This is a genomic window from Bradyrhizobium nivariense, assembly GCF_029846695.2.
Lineage (GTDB): Bacteria > Pseudomonadota > Alphaproteobacteria > Rhizobiales > Xanthobacteraceae > Bradyrhizobium.
This window is the reverse complement of record NZ_JARWCR020000003.1, coordinates 181,483-203,498: the sequence shown is the minus strand read 5'-3', so window position 1 is coordinate 203,498 and position 22,016 is coordinate 181,483. Positions and strand designations below refer to the sequence as shown.

The 22,016-nt window shown below is 61.4% G+C and carries 26 protein-coding genes; 8 read left to right on the top strand and 18 right to left on the bottom strand.

The window, feature by feature from the left end; translation table 11 throughout:
* Positions 1 to 69: 69 nt before the first annotated feature.
* Both QCM77_RS04470 and QCM77_RS04465 read left to right on the top strand, forming a co-directional pair.
* Positions 70 to 750 carry a site-2 protease family protein gene (locus tag QCM77_RS04470; RefSeq protein WP_279665644.1) on the top strand — a complete coding sequence of 227 codons (681 nt, stop codon included), beginning with the start codon at positions 70 to 72 and terminating at the stop codon, positions 748 to 750.
* Positions 751 to 814: 64 nt separating this feature from the next.
* Entirely contained in the window at positions 815 to 1,237 is a 423-nt protein-coding gene (locus QCM77_RS04465; protein ID WP_279665694.1) for a hypothetical protein, read from the top strand.
* On the opposite strand, the gene QCM77_RS04460 is transcribed toward QCM77_RS04465, so the two are convergent.
* The 6 genes from QCM77_RS04460 to QCM77_RS04435 all read right to left on the bottom strand — a co-directional run bounded on the left by QCM77_RS04460 (position 1,225) and on the right by QCM77_RS04435 (position 7,126).
* Positions 1,225 to 2,040 (bottom strand): energy transducer TonB, encoded by an 816-nt coding sequence (locus QCM77_RS04460; RefSeq protein WP_279665645.1) that lies wholly within the window; start codon positions 2,038 to 2,040, stop codon positions 1,225 to 1,227. The genes QCM77_RS04465 and QCM77_RS04460 overlap by 13 nt on opposite strands.
* A 9-nt stretch (positions 2,041 to 2,049) precedes the next feature.
* On the bottom strand, positions 2,050 to 2,505 hold the full coding sequence (exbD, locus tag QCM77_RS04455; protein WP_279665647.1) for a TonB system transport protein ExbD: 456 nt from the start codon (positions 2,503 to 2,505) through the stop codon (positions 2,050 to 2,052).
* A gap of 3 nt (positions 2,506 to 2,508) precedes the next feature.
* Positions 2,509 to 3,411 (bottom strand): tonB-system energizer ExbB, encoded by a 903-nt coding sequence (exbB, locus tag QCM77_RS04450; RefSeq protein WP_279665649.1) that lies wholly within the window; start codon positions 3,409 to 3,411, stop codon positions 2,509 to 2,511.
* The gene (locus QCM77_RS04445; RefSeq protein WP_279665650.1) at positions 3,408 to 4,097 is read right to left on the bottom strand and encodes a Fe2+-dependent dioxygenase; all 690 of its coding nucleotides are present in this window, start codon (positions 4,095 to 4,097) and stop codon (positions 3,408 to 3,410) included. Before QCM77_RS04445 ends, exbB begins: the two co-directional genes overlap by 4 nt.
* A gap of 21 nt (positions 4,098 to 4,118) precedes the next feature.
* Positions 4,119 to 6,662, bottom strand: coding sequence for a TonB-dependent receptor (locus QCM77_RS04440; protein WP_279665695.1), 2,544 nt, complete (start codon positions 6,660 to 6,662; stop codon positions 4,119 to 4,121).
* Positions 6,663 to 6,886: 224 nt separating this feature from the next.
* Complete coding sequence (locus tag QCM77_RS04435; protein ID WP_247345835.1) at positions 6,887 to 7,126, bottom strand: hypothetical protein; 240 nt, start codon at positions 7,124 to 7,126, stop codon at positions 6,887 to 6,889.
* A 375-nt stretch (positions 7,127 to 7,501) separates the two neighbouring features.
* On the opposite strand from QCM77_RS04435, the gene QCM77_RS04430 reads away from it, so the two are divergent.
* From QCM77_RS04430 to QCM77_RS04420, 3 genes are all read left to right on the top strand, one after another.
* Positions 7,502 to 8,668, top strand: a complete 1,167-nt coding sequence (locus QCM77_RS04430; protein ID WP_279665652.1) for an efflux RND transporter periplasmic adaptor subunit — start codon at positions 7,502 to 7,504, stop codon at positions 8,666 to 8,668.
* Positions 8,669 to 8,670: 2 nt separating this feature from the next.
* Positions 8,671 to 11,817: an efflux RND transporter permease subunit gene (locus QCM77_RS04425; RefSeq protein WP_279665654.1), complete on the top strand. Its 3,147-nt coding sequence runs from the start codon at positions 8,671 to 8,673 to the stop codon at positions 11,815 to 11,817.
* Between the two features lie 66 nt (positions 11,818 to 11,883).
* Entirely contained in the window at positions 11,884 to 12,453 is a 570-nt protein-coding gene (locus tag QCM77_RS04420) for an invasion associated locus B family protein (protein WP_279665655.1), read from the top strand.
* 80 nt (positions 12,454 to 12,533) lie between these two features.
* On the opposite strand, the gene QCM77_RS04415 is transcribed toward QCM77_RS04420, so the two are convergent.
* From QCM77_RS04415 to QCM77_RS04395, 5 genes are all read right to left on the bottom strand, one after another.
* On the bottom strand, positions 12,534 to 12,626 hold the full coding sequence (locus tag QCM77_RS04415; protein WP_279684787.1) for an ABC transporter ATP-binding protein C-terminal domain-containing protein: 93 nt from the start codon (positions 12,624 to 12,626) through the stop codon (positions 12,534 to 12,536).
* Positions 12,627 to 12,685: 59 nt separating this feature from the next.
* Positions 12,686 to 12,949, bottom strand: coding sequence for an ATP-binding cassette domain-containing protein (locus tag QCM77_RS04410; RefSeq protein WP_279665656.1), 264 nt, complete (start codon positions 12,947 to 12,949; stop codon positions 12,686 to 12,688).
* Positions 12,868 to 13,593: a branched-chain amino acid ABC transporter permease gene (locus tag QCM77_RS04405; protein WP_279665658.1), complete on the bottom strand. Its 726-nt coding sequence runs from the start codon at positions 13,591 to 13,593 to the stop codon at positions 12,868 to 12,870. The genes QCM77_RS04410 and QCM77_RS04405 overlap by 82 nt, the downstream gene beginning before the upstream one ends.
* A gap of 65 nt (positions 13,594 to 13,658) precedes the next feature.
* On the bottom strand, positions 13,659 to 14,930 hold the full coding sequence (locus QCM77_RS04400; RefSeq protein WP_279665659.1) for an ABC transporter substrate-binding protein: 1,272 nt from the start codon (positions 14,928 to 14,930) through the stop codon (positions 13,659 to 13,661).
* 165 nt (positions 14,931 to 15,095) lie between these two features.
* Positions 15,096 to 15,458, bottom strand: coding sequence for a DUF1428 domain-containing protein (locus QCM77_RS04395; RefSeq protein ID WP_279665660.1), 363 nt, complete (start codon positions 15,456 to 15,458; stop codon positions 15,096 to 15,098).
* Positions 15,459 to 16,715: 1,257 nt separating this feature from the next.
* Between QCM77_RS04395 and QCM77_RS04390 the strand changes: the two genes are divergently transcribed.
* Complete coding sequence (locus QCM77_RS04390; protein ID WP_279684785.1) at positions 16,716 to 17,306, top strand: hypothetical protein; 591 nt, start codon at positions 16,716 to 16,718, stop codon at positions 17,304 to 17,306.
* Positions 17,307 to 17,411: 105 nt separating this feature from the next.
* Here the strand turns inward: QCM77_RS04390 and QCM77_RS04385 are convergent, their stop codons facing one another.
* The 5 genes from QCM77_RS04385 to QCM77_RS04365 all read right to left on the bottom strand — a co-directional run bounded on the left by QCM77_RS04385 (position 17,412) and on the right by QCM77_RS04365 (position 20,400).
* Positions 17,412 to 17,852, bottom strand: a complete 441-nt coding sequence (locus QCM77_RS04385; RefSeq protein WP_279684783.1) for a hypothetical protein — start codon at positions 17,850 to 17,852, stop codon at positions 17,412 to 17,414.
* A gap of 15 nt (positions 17,853 to 17,867) precedes the next feature.
* Positions 17,868 to 18,041 carry a hypothetical protein gene (locus tag QCM77_RS04380; protein WP_279684781.1) on the bottom strand — a complete coding sequence of 58 codons (174 nt, stop codon included), beginning with the start codon at positions 18,039 to 18,041 and terminating at the stop codon, positions 17,868 to 17,870.
* Positions 18,042 to 18,697: 656 nt separating this feature from the next.
* A complete protein-coding gene (locus tag QCM77_RS04375) occupies positions 18,698 to 19,345 on the bottom strand; it encodes a TIGR02391 family protein (protein ID WP_279684779.1) in 648 nt (215 codons plus the stop codon).
* 58 nt (positions 19,346 to 19,403) lie between these two features.
* Positions 19,404 to 19,862 (bottom strand): hypothetical protein, encoded by a 459-nt coding sequence (locus QCM77_RS04370; protein WP_279684777.1) that lies wholly within the window; start codon positions 19,860 to 19,862, stop codon positions 19,404 to 19,406.
* Between the two features lie 166 nt (positions 19,863 to 20,028).
* Positions 20,029 to 20,400 carry a hypothetical protein gene (locus tag QCM77_RS04365; RefSeq protein WP_511337184.1) on the bottom strand — a complete coding sequence of 124 codons (372 nt, stop codon included), beginning with the start codon at positions 20,398 to 20,400 and terminating at the stop codon, positions 20,029 to 20,031.
* Positions 20,401 to 20,476: 76 nt separating this feature from the next.
* On the opposite strand from QCM77_RS04365, the gene QCM77_RS04360 reads away from it, so the two are divergent.
* Complete coding sequence (locus QCM77_RS04360; protein WP_279684773.1) at positions 20,477 to 20,686, top strand: hypothetical protein; 210 nt, start codon at positions 20,477 to 20,479, stop codon at positions 20,684 to 20,686.
* Positions 20,670 to 20,900 carry an RNA-binding protein gene (locus tag QCM77_RS04355; protein ID WP_279684771.1) on the top strand — a complete coding sequence of 77 codons (231 nt, stop codon included), beginning with the start codon at positions 20,670 to 20,672 and terminating at the stop codon, positions 20,898 to 20,900. The genes QCM77_RS04360 and QCM77_RS04355 overlap by 17 nt, the downstream gene beginning before the upstream one ends.
* On the opposite strand, the gene QCM77_RS04350 is transcribed toward QCM77_RS04355, so the two are convergent.
* Together QCM77_RS04350 and QCM77_RS04345 are read right to left on the bottom strand one after the other, a co-directional pair.
* A complete protein-coding gene (locus QCM77_RS04350; protein ID WP_279684769.1) occupies positions 20,901 to 21,668 on the bottom strand; it encodes an ImmA/IrrE family metallo-endopeptidase in 768 nt (255 codons plus the stop codon).
* 107 nt (positions 21,669 to 21,775) lie between these two features.
* On the bottom strand, positions 21,776 to 22,016 hold a 241-nt coding region (locus QCM77_RS04345; protein ID WP_279684768.1), incomplete at its 5' end, for a hypothetical protein.

The window sequence follows — 22,016 nt, the reverse complement described above, 5'->3', positions numbered from 1 at the left end:
TCGTGAAGGGTTGTGGCCCTATACGGCCAGCTTCGCGAAGGGCGCGGGCAGAACCGGAACGGATGAGTTGTGAACATCTCCCTCTATGACCTCTCGGTGTGGGTGCTGCCGCTGGTGCTCGCCATCACCTTCCACGAGGCTGCGCACGCCTTCGTCGCATACCGTCTCGGTGACAACACGGCTTGGCAGCTTGGCCGCGTCAGCTTCAACCCGCTCCGCCACATCGACCCGTTCGGCACGCTGATCCTGCCGGCGATGCTGCTGTTTGCGCATTCGCCGTTCCTGTTCGGCTATGCCAAGCCGGTGCCGGTGAATTTCCGCGAGCTCAACCATCCCCGGCTCGACATGGTCTGGGTGGCGTTGGCCGGGCCCGTCACCAACATCCTGCTGGCGCTCGTCGCAGCTCTTGCCCTGCACGCCCTGCCCTGGGCGCCGGCCGGCTCGGCGCAGTGGATCTTCGACAACCTCAAGAATGCACTGCTGATCAACGCCGTGCTGGCCGTCTTCAACATGATGCCGATCCCGCCGCTCGATGGCGGGCGCGTCGCGGTCGGGCTGTTGCCCCGGCCGCTCGCTCTGCCGCTGGCCCGGCTCGAGCCGTTCGGTATGCTGATCCTGATCGGTCTGTTGATCCTGCTGCCGCTGGCGGGCTCCCAGTTCGGTCTAAATCTTGATGTTATTTCAGCAATACTGCGAACGTTGACCGGTTATGTGATTCAGGCTGTTCTCTTCCTGACCGGCAATGCTTAGTGAACAGCGACACCCGAACACACAGGCCGAAGGGCCAGAGGCCGACTTGGTCAAAGCTGCCGATATGCTGATCGCGCGACGCGCCGATACCCGCGCCCGCGCCGATTTTGCCACCTGGAAGATGATGGCCAAGCTCAACGGGGCGTCCGCGCTACCTCCGGAGGCGCAGGAGTTCCTCGTCAGCTACAAGAACCTGCTGGCGCAGCTGAACGAGGGCGAAGCCACCGAGGCCACCATCGGCGCGATCTACAAGGCCTACTATGCCGAGATGGGCGGCGCGGGAACCCCGCCCGACGTCCGTCCCCGCGCGGCCGAGCCGGCGGCGGACAATGTTACCGCTTTCCGCCGCCCAGAACCGAAGCCGAAGAAGGTCAATTTCTTCGGGGCAGCGACCGCAGGCGCAACCCAGAAACGGCCGCTCCCGGTGGCGCTGATCTTCGCCTGCCTGGTCGTGGTCTATGTCGGGATCCGGCTCTACTGGCGCTGAGCCGTCTTTTTGTTTGTCTTCTTTGCCTTCTCTGGGGCGAAACTGATTTCGATGATGCGCTCGAATCGATCTTCAGTCAGTTTGGCGGGAGGCGGCTCGAAGGGATCGGCCTTGCGAACCATCGAGATCGCAGCCGCATCGTACGCGGCATCCCCAGACGACTCCACCACTTCAACCGACAGCACATTTCCCTTTCGGTTGAGCGCGAAGTTCACTTTTACTTTCTGATTGCTGTTCTCTCTGCCTTCCGGACTGATCGGGTGTTGCTTAATGCGCGCGCTGATCTTGCGGTTCCAGTCGGCCGTCAGCTTCAGCATGTCCTTGCCGATGCCAAGCACAGGCGCCAGCGCCTTCTCGGCCTCGCGCGCGTCCTCGTCGAGTGTCTGCCGCGCCGTCGCAACCGACTTCGGCGAGGCCTCCGCAGCGGGAGTTTCGACCGCCGCAATCTTCGGATCCTCGTCCTGCGGCTTCTTCGAAATGTTTTCGGTGACGACCCGATCGGGATCGTCGACCTGTTGCGACTGATCCTTTGGAAGCTCGGTTTCCTTGGTCTCGGCTTTTTGCTCGGGAAGCGCCTGCTGCTCCTGCATCGCTTCGCTGTCCGGTCCGGGCGGAAGGTCGGTGTCAGGCGCCTTCGGCGAGGCCATCTCGACGGCGAACTCCGCGCCGGCCGCGCCGAGGCCATCGTCGCCGTCATCGGTCCGCAAATGGGCCAGCGCGAGCGCGGCACCACCCAGATGGAGGGCGAGCGCTGCCACCGCTGCCAAAATCCAAAGCGTCCGGGCTGGTCTGGATTCGTCCATAGCGGGCCTCTAAGGCTGAGCGGCGCCTGCCGCAGGCTCACCCGGAGCGCCTTCCAGCGCAACCAGCTTCACCCGCGAATAGCCACCTGAGCGCAAGAGTTCCATGACGCCCATCAACTCGCCATACGGCACCGAGCGATCGGCGCGCAGGAAGACATACTTGTCCTTGCTCATGTCGGACAGGCCGTCGAGGGTGCCGATCAACTCGGCGCGGTGGACCGGGTTCTCTCCGATGGCAAGCGTCAAATCGGGCTTGATGCTGAGATAGGTCGGCTTGTCCGGCTTCTTCTGCGGCGTCGCGCTCGACGTCGGCAAATCGATCGGCAGGTCGACGGTCGAGAGCGGAGCAGCGACCATGAAGATGATCAGCAGCACCAGGATGACGTCGATGAACGGCGTGACGTTGATGTCATGCGTCTCGCCGAAATCGTCGTCGTCGTCATTGTCTGCGAGCGAAACGCCCATGGTTCACTCCGCCGCGCGCGAATGCACGCTGCCGTGGCTGCGGTCGAGATCCCGCGAGAGCAGCCGCCCCGCCGCGCCCGAGGCGCGGCTGACCAGTTCGAGATAGCCCTTCGTCACGCGTGAGAAGTGATTGTAGATGATGACGGCGGGAATGGCGGCGACCAGACCGATCGCGGTGGCGAGCAGCGCCTCGGCGATGCCGGGCGCGACGACGGCGAGATTGGTGGTCTGCGACTTCGAGATACCGATGAAGCTGTTCATGATGCCCCACACCGTGCCGAACAGGCCGACGAAAGGCGACGTGGAACCGATGGTCGCGAGCACACCCATGCCGACGCGGATGCGCCGCGCCTCCGCACGCACGATCTCGGAGAAGCTTGAGGCGGCGCGCTCCTTGATGCCGGAATCGCTGGACAGGCCGGCCGACATCCGCGCCTCGCGCAGCGCCGCCGCCAGGAACGACGGCAGGATGCCCTCCTTGGCACCAAGCGCCATCTGCGCTTCCGCCAGCGAGCGCGCCTCCGCGATCTTCTTCAGCGCCGAACGAAGCTTGGTCGAGGCAACCGACAGCTCGATCGACTTGGCGATCAGGACCGTCCAGGTCATGAGCGATGCGAAGGCGAGCCCGATCATCACCGCCTTCACGATGATGTCCGCCGACTGGAACATCACCCAAGGCGACAGCTCCTTCATGGCCGGTGCGACGCCGGCCGCCGTCTCGGACTTTGCAGCCGCCGGCGCGGTGGCTGAGGGAGCCGTAGGCGCCGCCGCGGGCGCCGCTGGCTGAGCTGTCGATTGAGCCGGTGCCGCCGGGGCTTGTGTCTGGGCAGAAACAGGCGATGCGAGCCAGGCGGCCGCCAGCATCAAGGCTGCGGCAAGGCTTGCTTGGAAGGACATGATCTTCATACTTCGGCCCAGTAGCGAATGAGGTTGTGATAGATACCCGTCAATTTGACCGTTTCGGGATCGTCACGCCCGAGCCGTGCCACCAGCGCCTGTATCGCGGTGTCGAGGTCAAAGATCATGCTCCGGGCTTGATCGTCCCGTATCATGCTCTGAAGCCAGAAGAAAGACGCAACCCGCGTTCCCCTCGTCACCGGGGTGACGAGATGGAGGCTGGTCGAGGGATAGAGCACGCAGTCCCCGGCTTGCAACTTGACTTCGTGCGAACCGTAGCTGTCCTCGATCACAAGTTCGCCACCGTCATACTCCTCCGGCTCGGCCAGGAACAGCGTGACCGACAGGTCTGTGCGGATGCGAAGGCCGGTCAGACGGTCGCCGCGGATGGCATTGTCGACGTGCAGGCCGAAATGGTGGCCGCTGCTGGCCGCATAGCGGTTGAACAGCGGCGGGAAGATCTGGAGCGGGATCGCGGCAGCCAGGAACCGCGGATTCGACGTCAACGCCGAAATGATGCGGTTGCCCAGCTGGCGCGCGACCTCGCTGTCAGGCGGCAATTGCTCGTTGCGCTTGACCATTGCCGACTGCGCGCCGGCGGTGGAGCGCCCGTCTTCCCATTCGCTGGCGTCCATGATGCGGCGGAAATCCGCCACATCGTCTTTGCTGAGAACGCCGTCTATACACGTCAGCATGGCACCCCGTCGTTGCTCTGCTCAGTATCGCGCCGAGATCACCAGATAGGCGGCGCGACCCGGTGCTTCCAGCACGAAGGGCGCGGCGCTCTGGTACAGCGCGTCATAGTAGCGTTTGTCGAAGATGTTGTTCACGAACAGCTTGACCTGCCAGTTCTCGTTGATCTTGGCTTCCGCGAACATGTCGAACCGCCAGTAGCTGGGGATCGACGTGCCCTGGTTGGCAGCGAGGAACGTGCCGCCATAGATCTTCGAGCGATAGACGGCCTGGCCGCCGAGTTCCCAGGTGTCGTTCAGCTGATATTTGCTGAGCATGCTGAAGGACTGATGCGCGACGTTCGAAAGCGGGAGACCAACGTTCGACGTGTAGAGAATTGCGTTCGCAGGCGGGATCAGGGACTTCGTCACCTCCGATTGCATCAGCACGAGGCCGCCGAAGATGCTCCATTTGTCAGTGATCTTGCCGCCAACGCCGAGATCGATACCGCGGATGCGGTAGGCCGCACCGGCAGTGATGCAGGAGACGGTGCCCGTTGTACCGGCAGGGTAAGGACACGCTGCAGTGGCTGTCGCAGCTGTGATGTTGCGCGACTCTCGCGCATTCTCCTTTTCCGTCTGGAACAGCGCGGCCGTCAGCAGCAGGTGGCGATCGAAGAGTTCCCACTTCGTGCCAATTTCGATCGCCTTGTTCTTTTCGGGACCGAAGATCTGCGAGGGATTGCCGTTAAGCACCGGAGCAAGTCCACCGTATTGAACGCTCGTTCCGTCGAATTCCGCGCCGACCGGGTTCGATGAAGTGGCGTAGGCAGCGTAAACACTGCCGTTCGGCAGCGGCTTCAGCGTAAGGCCGAGATTGAAGTTCGGTATCCCGTGATCTTGCTGCTGCTGGCCGAACACGTTGGCCACACCGTTGACGGTGCCGTATCCGCTCGTCTTGACGTTATAGTCATCATAGCGGACGCCGCCATTCAGGATGAGCAAATCGTGGTAGTTCGCACTATCCATCGCGTAGACACTCTTGGTGTCTATCGTGATCTTGGTCGGCAAACCCGACAGACCCGATGGTATTCCGAACGGAAGATTAGTGAACTGCGGATTGAAGACGCTCACGCCGGTCAAGGACCCGCTCCCGCTGAATCCGCCAGGAAGGGCTTCCGAGCTCAGGCCGAGATATCTGTCGATTGATGATTTCTCGTGATCATACTCGAAACCCGCAAGTGCAGTGTGCTTGAAGCCGAAGCCGTCATTGAACTTATAGGTCGCCTCAGTCTGGTTGGCGATCACGTCCGTGACCTGGTAGCGGCTCTGCGGATTTGCGCTTAGCGTATAAGCCGTAAACGGAGCTCCAGGGGCCAGCGTCGGCGCTTCCGGAAGCGTACCGATGTAGTTCTGGGTGGAATGCGAATCCCGGAACCTGTTGGTGATCAGCAAATCGGGTGTGATCTGCACTTCGGCGTTGAGCGAGCCGATGTCCTGACCGGTCCGATAGAAGTCGCGGTTGAGGAAGCCATACCAGTTCTTGCGGTTCGCACCGAAATCCGGGAACGGCCCGCCAGCGGTGGTGGCGGTGCTCGGCCGGTAATAAGGCACTCCAAAATCAGGAAGGCCGGTCAGCTCGGTATGGATGTAGTTCGCCTGAATCTTGACCGCGTCTGCCGGCTTCCAGGTCGTGGCGACAAATGCGCCATCGCGGTTGTCCGTCACATAGCTTCGCCCGGCGACATTGGCATCCTGAAACAATCCGCCCGCGCGCACCGACCAGGTCGGATTGATCACTTGGTTGACGTCTAGCACCACGCGCTTGGTCATGTCCGTACCAAACGTGGTGTCCATGTTGTAGAAGCTCTTCTCCGTCGTCGCCTGCTTGGTGACGATGTTGATCGCGCCGCCGGCCGTACCACGGCCCGCGAAAGTCGAACCTGGGCCCCGCAGGATCTCGACCTGCTCGGTGAAGAAGTTTTCACGGACGCTGACGCCGGAATCGCGCACGCCGTCGATGAAGACGTCATTGCGGGCATCAAAGCCGCGGATGAAGAAGCGGTCGCCGAACGCGTTGCCGCCCTCGCCCGTTCCGAGCGTCACGCCGGCCGTGCTGAGAATCGCCTGCTTCAGCGTCGTGGCGTTCTTGTCTGCGAGCACTTCCTTGCTGAGAACCGTGATGGATTTCGGCGTATCGACCAGCTTCTCCGGAAATTTGCCGCCGGCCTGCACGTGATCGACCTTGTAGGGCGCGGCCGGATCGGCATAGGGGTCGGCGTCGGCCGGACCGGAGGGTGTCGTGGGGGCCTGCTGCGCCGCCTGCTGCCTCTGCGCAGCACGCCGCAGCGCGTTGCGCGCGCGGACCTGATCCGGCGTCGGCTTCGAAGCCGCCGGACGCGGACGCGCGACGGGAGCGTCGACCGTCACCGGCGGCAGGTTCGACTGCTGCGCCTCTGCGCCGCTCGACACCGATGCTGCAGCGATGAGGCCCGCGACGGCGGAGACCTTTTTGCCGGAAACGCTCGTGAACTTTTCATCGACTGCTGCGACCGAACGCAACGATTTCGGTGCGACCACCTGCCCCATTACAACACGCCCCATATTCCTGTTCGCTCATTCAATTCGATGAACGATTGGAGTGTTGGTATCGGCCGCAAAATAGCGGGTCAATGCGAGCAAGCCGCGAGAACCCTTGAATAAGTCCAGATCAAAACGATTCTAAACTTCAGTTTGAAATCGTTCTAAAGCAAGACTGGATTCATTCTAAAGAGAAGCGCGAGATCGCGAGATCAGCGGTCGCGCTCGCAGCATCAATCGCTGCTCGGCGGCTTCATCAGGGAGAACAATTCGTCGATGGTCTTCTGCGCGACGGCGCGCACGCGATCACTGTCGTCCATGCCGGCGATGTTGACGCCGTTGACGACGGCTTTGATCTCGTCGCGGAAGTCGGTGAGGAAGCGCAGGGGATCACGCTGCTCGTTGGCGACGCGAGCGATCAGTCCCGTGATCAGAATCTGACACGCGATCAGCTTGCCGTTCAGTTCGTCCATCCTGCGCTCCCTTTGTGGCGGCCGATATGAACGATGCTGAATTTCCTGACAACCGAAACGGCCTCCGCGCGATTTAGAACCGTTCTTGCGGGTCGCCCGCCTCGCGGCCCCGAGCGGTGCCACTCAGCCCCGCACACACCACTTTCGAGCATTGCACAAGGTTTGCACGCTGATCGTTCGCGCCGGGAAAATGCAGCACTGCACACCGCCGCGCCAGAACGTTGCCTAAGCAGTGCAAAGCTTTCCAATTGTTTAGGATTCTCAACCGATAGTGCTGTTTACACTGGAACTTGGCGTGTATTATACAAGCGCCCTGGAACCCTATGATTGCCTCACAATTCGTAGCTTAGGGCACAAGAGCCGACACGAGACGATATGAAAAAGTCCCGGCCGATCCTCTGGATTCTGATCATCGCGGCCGTGGCTTCCGCGGGCTACTATGGTTGGCAGAAATTCGGCTCGCCCGAGGCCGAAAAAACCCAGACCGCACAGAAGGGTCCGCAGCGCCCGCCCGCCGTCCCGGTGAGCGTTGCGCCGGTCCAGAAGGTCGACTTCCCGGTCTACCTGACCGGTCTCGGCACGGTTCAGGGCTTCAACACCGTACAAGTCCGGACTCGGGTGGACGGCCAGATCGACAAGATCGCCTTCACCGAAGGCCAGATCGTCAAGCAGGACCAGCTTCTGGTCTCGATCGATCCCCGCCCCTACCAAGCCACGCTCGACCAGGCCAAGGCCAAGAAGGCCCAGGACGAGGCAAATCTGGCCAACGCCAATCTCGAGCTCCAGCGCGCCATGAAGCTCGGCGAATTCGCCACCGCACAGCGGGTCGACACCCAGCGCTCGACGGTCGCCCAGCTCAACGCCCAGATCGCCGCCGACGATGCCGCGATCTCCAACGCCCAGACCCAGCTCGACTACACCCAGGTCAAGGCACCGATCACCGGCGTCGCGGGCCTGCGCCAGGTCGACATCGGCAACATCGTCAATTCCTCGACGCAGACCGGCATCGTCACGATCTCGCAGGTCGAGCCGATCTCGGTGATCTTCACCGCGCCGGAGGATCAGCTGCCCTATATCAGCGAGGGCCAGAAGGCCGACGCGCTCAAGGTGATCGCCTTCACCACCGACGGCAAGAAGACGCTGGCCGAGGGCAAGCTTGCGGTCATCAACAACCAGGTCGACACGAGCAGCGGGACGATCCGGCTCAAGGCGGTGTTCGACAACAAGGACCACGCGCTGTGGCCCGGGCAGTCGGTGTCGACGCGTCTTCTGGTCCGCATCCTGAAAGATGCGACCGTTGTCCCGGATGACGCGGTCCAGCACTCGACCAACGGCCTCTACGCCTACACCGTCAATCAGGACAACAAGGCCGAGGTGCACAAGATCAAGGTCAGCTACGGCATCGACGGACGTTCGGTCGTCGACGAAGGGCTGACGCCCGGGCAACAAGTGATCACCGGCGGCCAATTCAAGGTCCAGCCGGGAAGCCTCGTCTCTACGGCTGTGGCGAGCTCGGATCCGGCCCAGAACAAGGTGCGATAGGAATGAACGCAGGCGGGATTTCGGCACCTTTCATCCGTTATCCCATCGGCACCTCGCTGCTGATGGCCGGCATTCTCTTCGTCGGTCTCGTCGCCTATCCCCTGCTGCCGGTCGCGCCACTGCCGCAGGTGGACTTCCCGACCATCCAGATCACCGCCAATTTGCCGGGCGGCAGCCCCGAGACCATGGCCTCGTCGGTGGCCCAGCCGCTCGAACGGCAATTCGCCCAGATCCCGGGCATCGCCCAGATGACCTCGACGAGCTATCTGGGCACCGCGTCGATCACCATCCAGTTCGACCTCAACCGCAGCATCGACGGCGCCGCCAACGACGTGCAGGGCGCTATCAACGCCGCGAGCGGCCAGTTGCCGAAGAACCTGCCCTCGCCGCCGACCTACCGTAAGGTCAACCCGGCCGACGCGCCGATCCTGCTGCTGTCGGCGACCTCCGATACATTGCCGCTGACCAACGTCAGCGACGCGGTCGATGCCCAGCTCGCTCAGCAGATCAGCCAGCTCTCCGGCGTGGCGCAGGTCTTCATCGGCGGCCAGCAGAAACCCTCCATCCGCATTCAGATCGACCCGGCGAAACTCGTCGCCAAGGGCCTGTCGATGGAGGACGTGCGCAGCCAGATCGCGATCACCACGGTCGACAGCCCCAAGGGCAACATCGACGGGCCGAAGCGCGCCTACACGATCTACGCCAACGACCAGCTCACCCAGTCCAAAGACTGGAACGACGTCATCATCGCCTACCGCAACGGCGGCCCCTTGCGAATCCGCGATATCGGCCAGGCGGTCAGCGGCGCTGAAGACGCCAAGCAGGCGGCCTGGGCCAATGGCAAGCGTGGCGTGTTCCTGGTGGTGTTCAAGCAGCCCGGCGCCAACGTCATCGAGACCGTGGACCGGATCAAGGCGACCTTGCCTCGCCTCGTCGCGGCGATCCCGCCCGCGATCAAGATCGAAGTCATCAGCGACCGCACCACGACAATCCGCGCCGCGGTCGAAGATGTCCAGTTCACGCTGCTGCTGACCATTGCGTTGGTGGTCATGGTCATCTTCATCTTCCTGCGCAGCTTCTGGGCAACCGTCATTCCCACCATCACGGTGCCGCTGGCGCTGCTGGGCGCCTGCGCGCTGATGTGGGTGTTCGGCTATTCGCTCGACAATCTGTCGCTGATGGCCCTCACCATCGCGGTCGGATTCGTCGTCGACGACGCCATCGTGATGCTGGAGAACATCACACGCTACATCGAGGAAGGCGAATCGCCGATGGCGGCGGCCTTCAAGGGCTCCAAGGAAATCGGCTTCACCATCGTGTCGATCAGCATCTCGCTGGTCGCGGTGCTGATTCCGCTGCTGCTGATGGGCGGCATCATCGGGCGCCTGTTCCGCGAATTCGCCGTCGTGCTGGCGATGACGATCTTCGTCTCGATGTTCGTGTCGCTGACCCTGACGCCGATGATGGCCTCACGCTTCCTGCGCGCCCATGGCGAGGTGACCCACGGCAAGTTCTACCAGTGGAGCGAGCGCGGCTTCGACGCGATGCTGCGCGGCTACGATTGGGTGCTCGACCATGCCCTGAGCTGGCGCCGCACGACGCTCGCGATCTTCTTCGCGACCCTTGCCCTGTCGGTCTATCTGTTCGTACTGATTCCGAAGGGCTTCTTCCCGCAGCAGGACGTCGGCCTGATCACCGCGACCTCGGAAGCCTCCCAGGACATCTCGTTCGCGGAGATGCAGCGCCGTCAGGTCGAGCTCGGCAAGATCGTGATGGACGATCCCGACGTCGCAACGATCGCGATGAACATCGGCGGCAGCGGCCGCGCCGGCAACAACGGCAACATGTTCATCACGCTGAAGGCGCGCAATGAGCGCGAGGCCTCCGCGCAGCAGATCATCGCGCGGCTACGTCCCAAGCTCGAGAAGGTGTCCGGCGCCCGCCTCTACATGCAGGCGGCCCAGGACGTCCGGCTCGGCGGCCGGCCGACGCGTACGCAGTTCGAATTCACGCTGCAGGACGCCGATCTCACCGAGCTCAACGACTGGGCGCCGAAGATCCTCGCCAAGATGGCGACGTTGCCGCAACTGCGCGACGTCGCGACCGACCAGCAGACCCAGGGCACCACGGTTCAGCTCAAAATCAACCGCGATACCGCAGCGCGCTATGGCATCCAGCCGCAATTGATCGACGACACGTTGTACGACGCCTTCGGACAGCGCCAGGTCACGCAGTATTTCACGCAGCTCAACACCTACAAGGTGATCCTGGAAATCCTGCCGGAGATGCAGGGCAGTCTCGAAAGCCTGAACAAGCTCTATCTGAAATCGCCGCTGACCGGGGACCAGGTGCCGCTGTCGACGTTTGCGACCTGGACCACCGATCCGGTCCGCCCGCTCTCGATCAGCCACCAGGGCCAGTTCCCGGCGATCACGATCAGCTTCAACCTCGCCCAGGGCGTCGCGCTCGGTCAGGCCACCGAGGCCGTGCAGAAGGCGATGGCCGATCTCGGCGCGCCGCCGACGCTCAATTCGAGCTTCCAGGGCACGGCACAGGCGTTCCAGCAGTCGCTGGGCACCGTTCCGCTCCTGATCCTCGCGGCACTGGTCGTGGTCTATCTGATCCTCGGCATCCTCTACGAGAGCTACATCCATCCGATCACGATTCTGTCGACCCTGCCCTCGGCCGGCGTCGGCGCGCTCGCCATCCTGATGGCGGCCGGCTTCGAGTTCAGCCTCATTGCTTTGATCGGCGTCATCCTGCTGATCGGCATCGTGAAGAAGAACGGCATCATGATGGTGGACTTCGCCATCGCCGCGGAGCGCGACGAGCACAAGACGCCGGCGGAATCGATCCGGCAGGCAGCGCTGTTGCGCTTCCGTCCGATCATGATGACGACGATGGCTGCCCTGCTCGGCGGCGTGCCGCTGATGCTCGGCCACGGCACCGGCGCCGAGATCCGCCAGCCGCTCGGCTACGCCATGGTCGGCGGTCTGATCGTCAGCCAGGCGCTGACGCTGTTCACCACCCCGGTCGTCTATCTCTATCTCGACGAGCTCAACAACTGGTTCTCGGGTTGGGGCCGTAAGGGTGACGGCGAAGGCGACGAGACGGTCGAGCACGGCACCGTTAAGGAAGCGGCCGAGTAGCAGCTTGCACCGCCCGCCTCGCGACGCTACAGCGAGGCCCCCGGTTCACGCCAACGCGGTTTTGCCATGCCCATGCAATCCAGACTTGCCGTCCTTGCCGCCGCTGTCCTGTTGTCGGCGGGTGCCGCGCATGCCCAGCAGGGCGCCAAGAAGAACGCAGCTCCCTCTGCTCAGGCGGCACAGCCCGCACCGGCTCCGACGCAGCCGCAGGCTGACGGCGCTCCGGCGCAGTCCGGCTGGGTCGTGCGCTGCACCAGCGTCAGCCGCGACGCGCCGCTCGAATGCGCGATGGAGCAGAACGCGGTGCTGACCAAGACCGGCCAGACCATCGTCCTGATCAACATCCGCATCGCGCCCGACACCCGCACGCCGGTGGCGCTGCTGCAATTGCCGCTCGGCCTCAACCTTCCCATCGGGGCCAAGCTCCAGGTCGACGAGGGCAAGACGGTCGATCTCCAGATCCAGACCTGCGAGAACCGCGGCTGCTACGCCTCGACGCCGATCGCGCCGGACCTGCTGGGCACTTTGAAGTCAGGCAAGCAGTTGAAGGTCTCCTTCCAGAACATGGCCAAGGAGACGATCGCGATCCCGATGCCGCTGGGCGATTTCGCGGCCGCCTACGACAAGATCAAGTAGCGGCGCCTCGCCGTTGCTGCTGCAGGTCCATTGTGCCGGCGTAACACCGCCGACACCGGGCGCCTTCAGGCGGAAATCAGTCAGTCCACGCCCAGATAAGCCTTCTGCACCTGCGGGTCCTCCGCGAGCGCCGCCGCCGTGCCTGACAACACGCTCTTGCCGACCTGGAGCACCGTGGCGAAATCCGAGACCTCCAGTGCGAGCTCGATCGACTGCTCCGCGAGCAGGATGGTCAGGCCCTCGCGATGCAGGCGGCCGACGTCTCGTACATGGACTCGACCACCGCCGGCGCGAGACCGAACGAGGGTTCATCCAGCATCAGGAGCTTCGGGTCGCTCATCAGCGCACGGCCGACCGCGAGCATCTGCCGCTCGCCGCCGGACATGGTGCCGGCGCGCTGGTTACGGCGATCCTTCAGGCGCGGAAAGATCTCATAGACGCGTTCGAGCAGCGCGGCCTGGCGCGACTTGTCGCGCAGCGGCGTCGCACCGAGCATGAGGTTGTTCTCGACGCTCTGCTGCACGAACAGCCGCCAGCCCCTCCGGCGACAGCGCCAGCCGCGATTGCCCAGGCGATCGCCTGCATGGTGTCGGGACGGATGCCCATGAGCTGCGCCGCGGTCGCATCCTCCGCCACCGCCAGCATTTTTGAGCCGAGCGAGGTCCGCGTCAGCAGCAGACGCAGCCCGAGCGTCACGAGCAGCGCGACCACGCCGGCCAGCAGCCGCGAGGCCTCGATGCGCAGGCCCGCAAACGCATAAGTGCCGCCCACGATGTTCGGGGGCATCGACAGGAAGTTGGCGCCGAACCACCAGAACACGGAATAGCGCAGTAATAGCGCCAGCCCGAAGGTGCCGAGGATCTGCGCCAGCATCATGATGTCGCGGATCAGGACGAAATAGACCACGACACCGACGGTCGCGAGCACCAGCGTCGCCAGCGGCGCGCCCAGGATCGGCCCTCCCCCCAACAGCGTGTAGACGACGTAGGCGACGTACATGCCGAGCATGACGAAATCGCCGTGCGCGAAATTGACGATGTTCATCATGCCCCACACCAGCGTGAGGCCAGAGGAAAACAGGGCGTAGACGGCGCCAAGCAGAAGCCCGCCGACGATCACCTGCACGAGTACAAAGGACATGAGCCAACGTTGCTCTGATCAAATCATCATGGGAATGGCGGAGCGCGCAGCCCCGCCTTTAAATCTCACCAGCCCTTGTAAGGCAGCACAGGCGCCTTCTCGGCATTGGCCTTGGGCCACACCGCGGTGTAGTTCTCGCCGTCCTGGAGCTGGATGATGAGGCCGGAGGCGAGCACGTTCTGGCCCTTGTCGTCGAACTTCACGCCCTTGTAGCCCATCATCAATTGCTCGGGCTTCAGGTCGGTCACCTTCAGCGCGGCCTGGATCTTTGCGGGATCGGTCGAGCCGGCGCGGTCGATGGCGTCGGCCAGCACGAAGAAGCCCTGCATCTGGCGGCCGACCGTGTCGTCCATCTCCTCGCCGCTCTTTTTCTTGTACATGCCCGCGATGATCGCGGACGGCGAGCCGGACGGGCCCACCGCCCAGGACGAGCGGTTGAACACACCTTGCGAGATCTTGCCGACCGCCTTGATGAAGGACGGATCGGAATAGCCTGCGTCGTCGGCCAAAAGCACCGCCGGCTTGTAGTCGAGCGACTGCATGGTCTTGGCGAACAGGATCGCATCCGACGTGTAACTGATCATGATGATGACGTCGGGCTTCTTGTCCTTGAGCTGGAGCACCTGGCCCTGCACATCGGTCGCATTGACGGGATAGGCGACGTCAGCTGCGATGGCCTGCCCCTTCTCCTTGAAGGCGGCGCTGATGGTGTTGGCGACCGAGGTGCCGTATTCGGTGTTATCGTGAACCAGCGCGATGCTGTCGGTCTTGGCGCCTTGCGCCTTGATGTCGGCGAGGAAATCGACATAGGCCTTGGCGAAGTCGGTGGCGACCGGCGTGGTGCGGAAGAACCATTTGAAGCCGCGCTCGGTGAGATTGGCGGCGACCGACTCGGAGTTCAGAAAAGGCATGCCGTATTTCTCAGCGATCGCGCTCGAGGTCAGCGTGACGCCGGACTGATAGGAGCCGAACACGGCGGCCACCTTCTCTTCCGTGATCAGGCGCAGCGCCTGGTTCTGGCCCGTCGCCGGGTTGCCCTGGTTGTCGGCGAACACGATCTCGATCCTGGCGGCGCCGAGACCGGCAAGGCCTGCGTTCTTCGCCAGCGGCAGATTGCCGAGCTCGGGATGGGCGTTGTTGATGATGTCCATGGCGACCTCGAGCGCCGCCTTGGCGTGCGCGCCAATCGAGGCGGTGCCACCGGACATCGGCAGGATCGCGCCGATCTTGACGACCTTGTCCTGCGCTGCCGCGCCAGAGGCGAGCGCAAGCGACATCGCGGCCGCGCAAAGCAGACCGGTGACGTGCTTCAATGTCGTTGAAATCAGACCTCCCAAAGGGTTTCCCCGATCAGGATTTTTTGGAAAGCTCGGCTAAGCGCCCGCTCCCGTTTGATTATGCCTGGCGATGAGAGATGGCATGCCGGCCCCATACCGGCAAGTGTAACGGATTGCCACGATGCTGCATGGACAAGCACCAATGTGCAGGGTGGGTTGGCGCCCTCACCCCACCACGTCGCTCGCCCTCAGCAGCGTCGTGAAGCCGCCATAGATCATGCGCTTGCCGTCGAACGGCATGCCGTCCAACTTCAGCCGCGGGTCTGCCATCACCTTCTTGTTGACGGCGTCGCGAGTCTCCCGGTCGCGATAGACGATCCAGGAGAACACCACGATCTCGTCCTCCTTCGCCATCACCGCGCGCGGAAACGAGGTGAGTTCGCCATAGGGCACGTCGTCGCCGATGCATTCGACATAATCGAGCGCACCGTGCTCCATCCAGATCGCGCAGGCCGTTTTCGCCAGCGCCTTATAGGCCTCGATCTTGTCCTTTGGCACGGCCAACACGAAACCATCGACATAGGGCATCACGGATCTCCTTGGGTTGTGTGTCCCAAGGACGATGGGGCCGATGGCGATCCGACCAGGAAGCGTGATTTTCGGGTGAGGCAAACCGCCGCGCGCCGCCGGAGCCCGCGATCCGGCCGCTTACGCGCCCCGATTGGACCGCAAAACACCCTGCACCGCAGCGCTTGCCAGCCCACAGCCGAGCGGGTAGAAACCCTCCACGCCTGAGCCGTGATTTGCGCGATAAGCGCCGTCGGCCACAAGCCGGACAAATCAACAAGTCATTGAATTTGTTCGGCTATTCCGTTGGGGAATGGTGTAACGGTAGCCTTTCGGTTTTTCGGCTAAGTCGTTGAAATTGCTCAGCAGGTTTCGCAGAGTACTCTTTCATTCATCCAGCTAAATCCGAGAGCTTCCGGACGGTTTGCAAAACCGATAGACGGATTGAAGCCTTCAGCACCGCAGTCATACGTGGTTGGCAAATTGGTGAAAACAGCTCGCCTTTACCCTCCACGCGGGATGCGACGCGCAGATGCAGCTGCCTACATCGGTGTTGGTGTCAGCAAATTCGACCAGCTCGTCGCGGATGGGAGAATGCCGCAGCCCAAGCGGGTCGACAACTGCGTGATCTGGGACAGGGACGAACTCGATGCAGCGTTCGACGACCTCGGGGGATCAGGATCAGCGCCGACTGGATGGGACGCGGTGCAATGACGCGGCTGTCGGCGTCCTGGATCGCCGATGAACGGGCTGCGTGAGATCCGCTAGATGGAAGAGCGCGCTACCGCCCCTTCCCCGCCGGCCACTCCAATGGGGCCAAGAGCGCGACAATCGCAGCTTCGCGCACTTCGGCACCTCTCAAGTAGCCGACGCGAAACGAAAGGTAGAGTGCTCCTGCACAACTAGCAGCCAGAGTGATGCGGCCGAGCTCGCCGGCGAGCACCAGACCACAGACCGTAAACATGAGAAGGACCATTCTCGCCATCGCCAGAATCGAATCACGAGCGATTCATCGAGGCAAGCGGCGCTTAGATTTTTCGTGTGCATAAGCAGAAGCGTGTGGTCAACCGCACCACCTCAAGTACCGGCCAGGCTTTCGATAATTAGGCATTACCGATGGCGAGGACGGCCGCACTGACTAGATTGGGTAGAAGCAGATTACGCCAATCGGCGGCTCAGCAATCGAGCCTGAATGCACTTACGCCTATCGCAGCACGCCGAGCCACCCGGCCGTGGGTACTGTCCGTCCCCTGCTATGTGCTGGACGATGAAACCCGCATGCTGGACGAAATTTGGGGCTACGTCGGCAAGAAGCAGAAGCGCGTTGAGCGCCATGAGATCGGCCACAAGGGCGATCAGTATTCGTTCATTGCGTTGGGCTCCGCGAGCCGCGCGATTATCTCCTACCGCACCGGTAAGCGCGACAGCGAGAATACGGACCTGTTCACCCAGGATTTGCGCGGGCGCGCGATTGGTGAACCTGAGATCAGCACCGACGGCTTCCATCCCTACAAGAACGCCATTCGTGACGCCTTCCGCGGCAAGGCCCATCATGGCGTGATCGTAAAGACCTACAGCGTAACCAACCTTGCGGTAAAAGACGCTGCGCGCCGCTATAGCCCGGCCGAGGTAATTGCCGTAGAGCGTGAGGTAGTAAGCGGCTTTCCGATCCAAATCTCGACCAGTTACGTTGAGCGCCAGAACCTCACCCTGCGCATGACGCAGAAGCGGTTCGCCCGGCTCACCAACGGCTTCTCAAAGAAGCTCACCAACCACGCTGCGGCGGTCAGCCTGTACGTTGCCCATTACAACCTGTCCGGTCCACGAATCCCTCAAGACCACTCCAGCGGTCGCCATTGGCGTTGCTGACCGGGTCTGGACGCTGGGGGATCTAATTGACGCCGTGTTGCCGCTGGAGCCGAACAAGCCGGTTCGGGTAAAGCGGAATTTCACGATATTCGAAGGTGGAAAGGTTTAGGTGATGACCCTGCCAAGTTGGGCCATTTCCTCGCGGTGGCGGAGCTTCTTTTTGAATCTCTCGATCTGCTCGTCATTGAGGCTGCCGGTGACGATGTCTTCGGCATGAGGCGGGGGAGCGAAAAACTCCACCGCCCAAGGCACCCGCAGAAGCAAATCTAAATCGAAGCGCGTCGCCATCGTAAGACCTAGTCTTTCGATCTGGGCAGCGTTTTGAATGACTAGATCGACTTTGTCTCGATAGCCGAGTTTAAGTTTTTTAGTGCCATACGACACCACGAGAGCCGATCGTTTGGACTCGGTGTCTCGCGAAATGGCACGTACCAACGTAGGCCGAAGCTTTTTGCCCGGCCTACCCGACTGATCCAATGGAAAACGGCACCATGCGATGGCATAGCGTGCCGGAAGAGTGCTGGGATTGTAATATTGCAACTCCATCAGGAGTTGCAGATATCACGAGTCCTGTTCCTCCGTAACCCAATTTCCAGTTTCAAACTCTTTTTGGACAAGCTCTTCCAACTGTTTGATCTGGGCAGGAGTGACGTCCTCGGAAAAATCCACAATGAAGTCCCGTCGATCGAACCCAAAAGAGGCGGACCGGTCAGACTTTTTCCGCAGTGCGGTCATGTGAAGCTCCTTGAGGTGCCAAGGGAATCTGCACCTCTCTCCTTAACATCAGCCTACACGGTATATGCGACAGGCCAACTATCGACCCTAGGTTTGGTTTCCTTTGGTCAACTGGTGTGTTTTACCGGCCACACGCAGGCCGTGCAACTAAACACTATGTTAGTCTCCGCCAACCACATGTGGTTTGACGTCGCGCAACATATTGTGGGTTTCGGAGTCTTGTACCCCCGAAAACAGGTATCTGATATTTGGACCGATTCGGGCCGAACTCAGACAAACCTGAATGTTTCTCTGCGTCTAGCAGGTAGGGGCGGATAACCAGAGGGTTTTCTGCCCCTTTTCCAGTGTCTAATTCCCCTCCGCGAGTGTCGCATCTTGGCACGATGAACCTTGGCACGGCCTGTGCACACACATCGGTATCGGGATTTTACATTTCCCCTCCCGGGGCTGGAAGCCGCCGCCTGCGCTCTATTTCAAAGCAGGCGGCGTTTTTGTTGGTCTCCGCGCCAAGGAGAACGGCCTCAGCCGGGGCTGAGGACCGGGGCCGCCATTCCAGCCCGGACCAGGTATGCGGAGGTGAGGGTCCGGAACTGTCCAAGTTCCCAACTGGAACAGAGGTTCCAAGCAGAGTGTCCTAATTTCCCGAAATGAGTGTCCTACTTAGGACAGTACCCGGCCGTGGTCAGTAGATAGCTAGCGAAGCCGATCAACTGAGCTGCCTCGACTCGGCTGATCGCAACATCGCGATGGCTCGGCGGGTTTCGCGCGAGACCAAATGCCCCCGAAAACAGCTCCATCAAGGCCTGCCGCTCGCCAGACGGGGCTAGCTTATCGCGCAACGGCCCCTTCTCTGGATGAAACGCCTCGCGCATGAGCTTCTGCCCGGTCAGGTCCTCCGAAAGCTCGGCTGCACTGCGGACAGCGACCTCCACGAGCTTGAAGGCTTGCACAACAGCAACATCGTAGCCGCCCCTCAAAAAAAACGGGCGGACTTTGGCGATAAGTTTCTCGTGCAGGAGCCCCTCGGGAAGCAGCTTGCCATGCTGATATGCCTCGACGTTGGCCGGAGATTTAAGAGCAGCGCCCTTGCGCGTGAGACAGAAATACCCATTCGGCTGTTCGGGATCGGCCATCATGAGGCCTTCATTCTCGAGCCATTGCCAGGCCTCCGCCATAGCCCTACCGACGGCTCGGCGCTTGTGATGCGGATATTCCGGGAGGTTGGTGTTCCACAATGGCATTTCAAACTCAGACACTGTGAACAGTGGCGCTCGCACAGCTTGCATGAGCTCCAGAAGCACCATGCCTAGATCCTCGGCACCCAGCGAGACCGCAGCCCCGCGCCCGTTCTCGTTTACCATCTCAGCTTGCCAGGGGCCGCGTCGTGCTGATTTCGGTGATTGCGTCCGCCAGCGTTCCCAGAAAGCGTTGACGCCAGCTCTGATCATCAGGCATCTCCCACTCCCGCAAGCCGGCGGCGTAGCGGCTCAGCGCAATGACACCAGCGATCGTGATTGGCTTTGAATGAACGAGTTCGTTTGCGTACTCCCGGAGAACCGCGCTCCTTTCCGCGCTAATTTTGTCGGCGGCGTCAAACTGGTCTCCCTCCTCTAGCTTTGCCGAAATGGACACAGCCGCATCATAGTCCGCCGACAGATCGCGGTGCCGTTCGATCACGGCGAAAATTGGATCGGTCGACGCTTGCGCTATCGCGGGCAGAGCGGCGGAGAATGCGGCAAGGCTGGCCAGTATGGTTCGGCGCGTCTGATTTGCAGACTGGTTTAGGGCTGGCGCGCAGCGCGCTTGGTCAGACTCGGTCATATGATTTTTGCTCCCACGTCCGGGTCAGAGCTCGAGGCGAAAGGCCTAGAACCGTCCCTCAGCTCGCATTTGAGCGGTGATGGGCAAAATGCAAGGCGCGGGATGGCATTCAGGGCGCAGAGAGCCACTTCTGGGTAGTGTCTCAGTTTGAATTTTCTGGCGAGGTTTATTCTTGAAGGTGCGGATTTGTTTTTCGCCATATGCCCCCGTGGCCGTGGACGGTTTCCCAAACCAGAAGACGCTCGCCCGCCAGAGAATTTATTGCGGACTCAAGGTTTCGTAACCGCGCCGTACAGGAAATCGTGTTCTTCTCGTTCCACGCATATAGGGCTGCGAAATAAGCAACGACGAATATTCCGAGGATGATCGTCAATGCGAGATAATCTTTGCCCGCGGAATATCCGAACGCAATATTAGCCATAAAGGCTGCGGCAAATATGCCAGCGCCTTGGCCCATATAGCTTCGTGCCGCTAAAACCTCGGCTCTAAGCGTGTTGTATTCGGCCAAGAGAATCCAAATCTTGTCCATGGGATTCATTGGTATCCCCCTCCCTTGCGAAGCTTACCGCTAAGCATTACGCTATTTGATGCTTGCGCGCAAAGCAGGAGGGCTTATGGCCAAATTCGTTAGGTTTACAGATGCCTCGATTTCCCAACACGGCCCGGCCGATCAGAGCGTTTACATCAACCCGGAGCATGTCCGGATAGTTCGCCCTGATTACGAATATGGAGGAACCATCATCGGTTTGGTGGGATATGACGTGTCCGTCCGCGAAGATCTGGACAAAGCAATGGGGATGCTTTCCGATGCCCCGAGGTCCTAAAGGCGAGAAGCGCCCCGCCGACGTGATCGGCGCTGCCGTCATGATCGGCAGGATTGCCACGGGCGAGATTGAGGACGTCACCACGGAGGATGGCAAGAACGCCGCCGCCGTGGCGCTGGGGCGTATGGGCGGCAAGGCGCGGGCTGCTGGGATGACAGCCAAGAAGCGGTCAGAGATCGCCAAGAAAGCGGCTGAGAAGCGGTGGAAAAAGTAATCAGCGAACCACGCGAAGTTTCATGCCCTGAACGACTGGGGCGGCATTCAGATCGTAATATTCGTTCAGCATATTGTCGTTCGCGTGGATGATCTTGGCCAGTTCGCCAGCCGAATAGCAAAAGTTGTCGAGGTGCAACCGGATCATCCGATTTATTACACCCGGCTGTTCGGCGGGGAAATCCAGGTGGGGTGGTTCATGCAGCTTCGTCCGGTCCATCGCGAACCGGCGCCAGAGCCAAGCGGCTGCGGGCTTCTCTATCAGGCCAAGCGACTGAGCACGGTAAAGCAACGCCTGCATTGAAACGCGCCATTCCGGCTTGAGTGCGGCCAGCCGTGCCATATCGATTTTACGGCTGCGCAAGGCGATTGTGATCTCGTTCTTTGGCATCAAGAGCGCGCTGGCAAAGTTGTTTGCTTCCGTCTCCATCTCCGGACTCGGAAACTTGTGCATGACAAGGTGCCCAAGTTCGTGAGCAAGCGTGAACCGCTGGCGGTCTCCAGTTTGATCCCGGTTCAGCACAATCACGGGCAAGAGTCCCGGCACAGATACGGTAACGCCGCTGACTGCAGAACCACCCATAGAGGAATACACAACCACGGCGCCAGCCCGCTCAACAGCGGCCGTCAGGTTCTCAATTGGACCGTTCGGCAAGAGCCAGTGAGCCCGAACCAGACCTGCAATCCGCTCGATATCTCCATCGTAATCGTCAAGGTCGAGACGTGGAATATCTGACGCTAAGCATAAAAGTTCAGATAGTCGGGGCATGAACAAGCTGCCCCTACAGAAGCGCGGGCTCGCAATCACACGCTGGTCGCAAGTGAGCCTCGATAATTTGACGTTATCGCTAGCGACACATCGCATAGATTGAGCACTCAGAAGGTGGATAGGCCGGGGATGTTGCCGGTACTGACGCAGCTGGAGGTAGCGACCTTGTAGACGTTGCAGCCTACGCCATTGGCGCTGAAGCCCTGAAGGCCTACGCCGGTGACGGAGCTAGCGCGGATCGAGACGTACTTATCGACAGCGACGTTTCCGACATTACTGACGATGGAAACCATCATGGGAGATCCGACACTGCCATCGTAGTCGACACAGATAGCGAGGTTCTCGCAG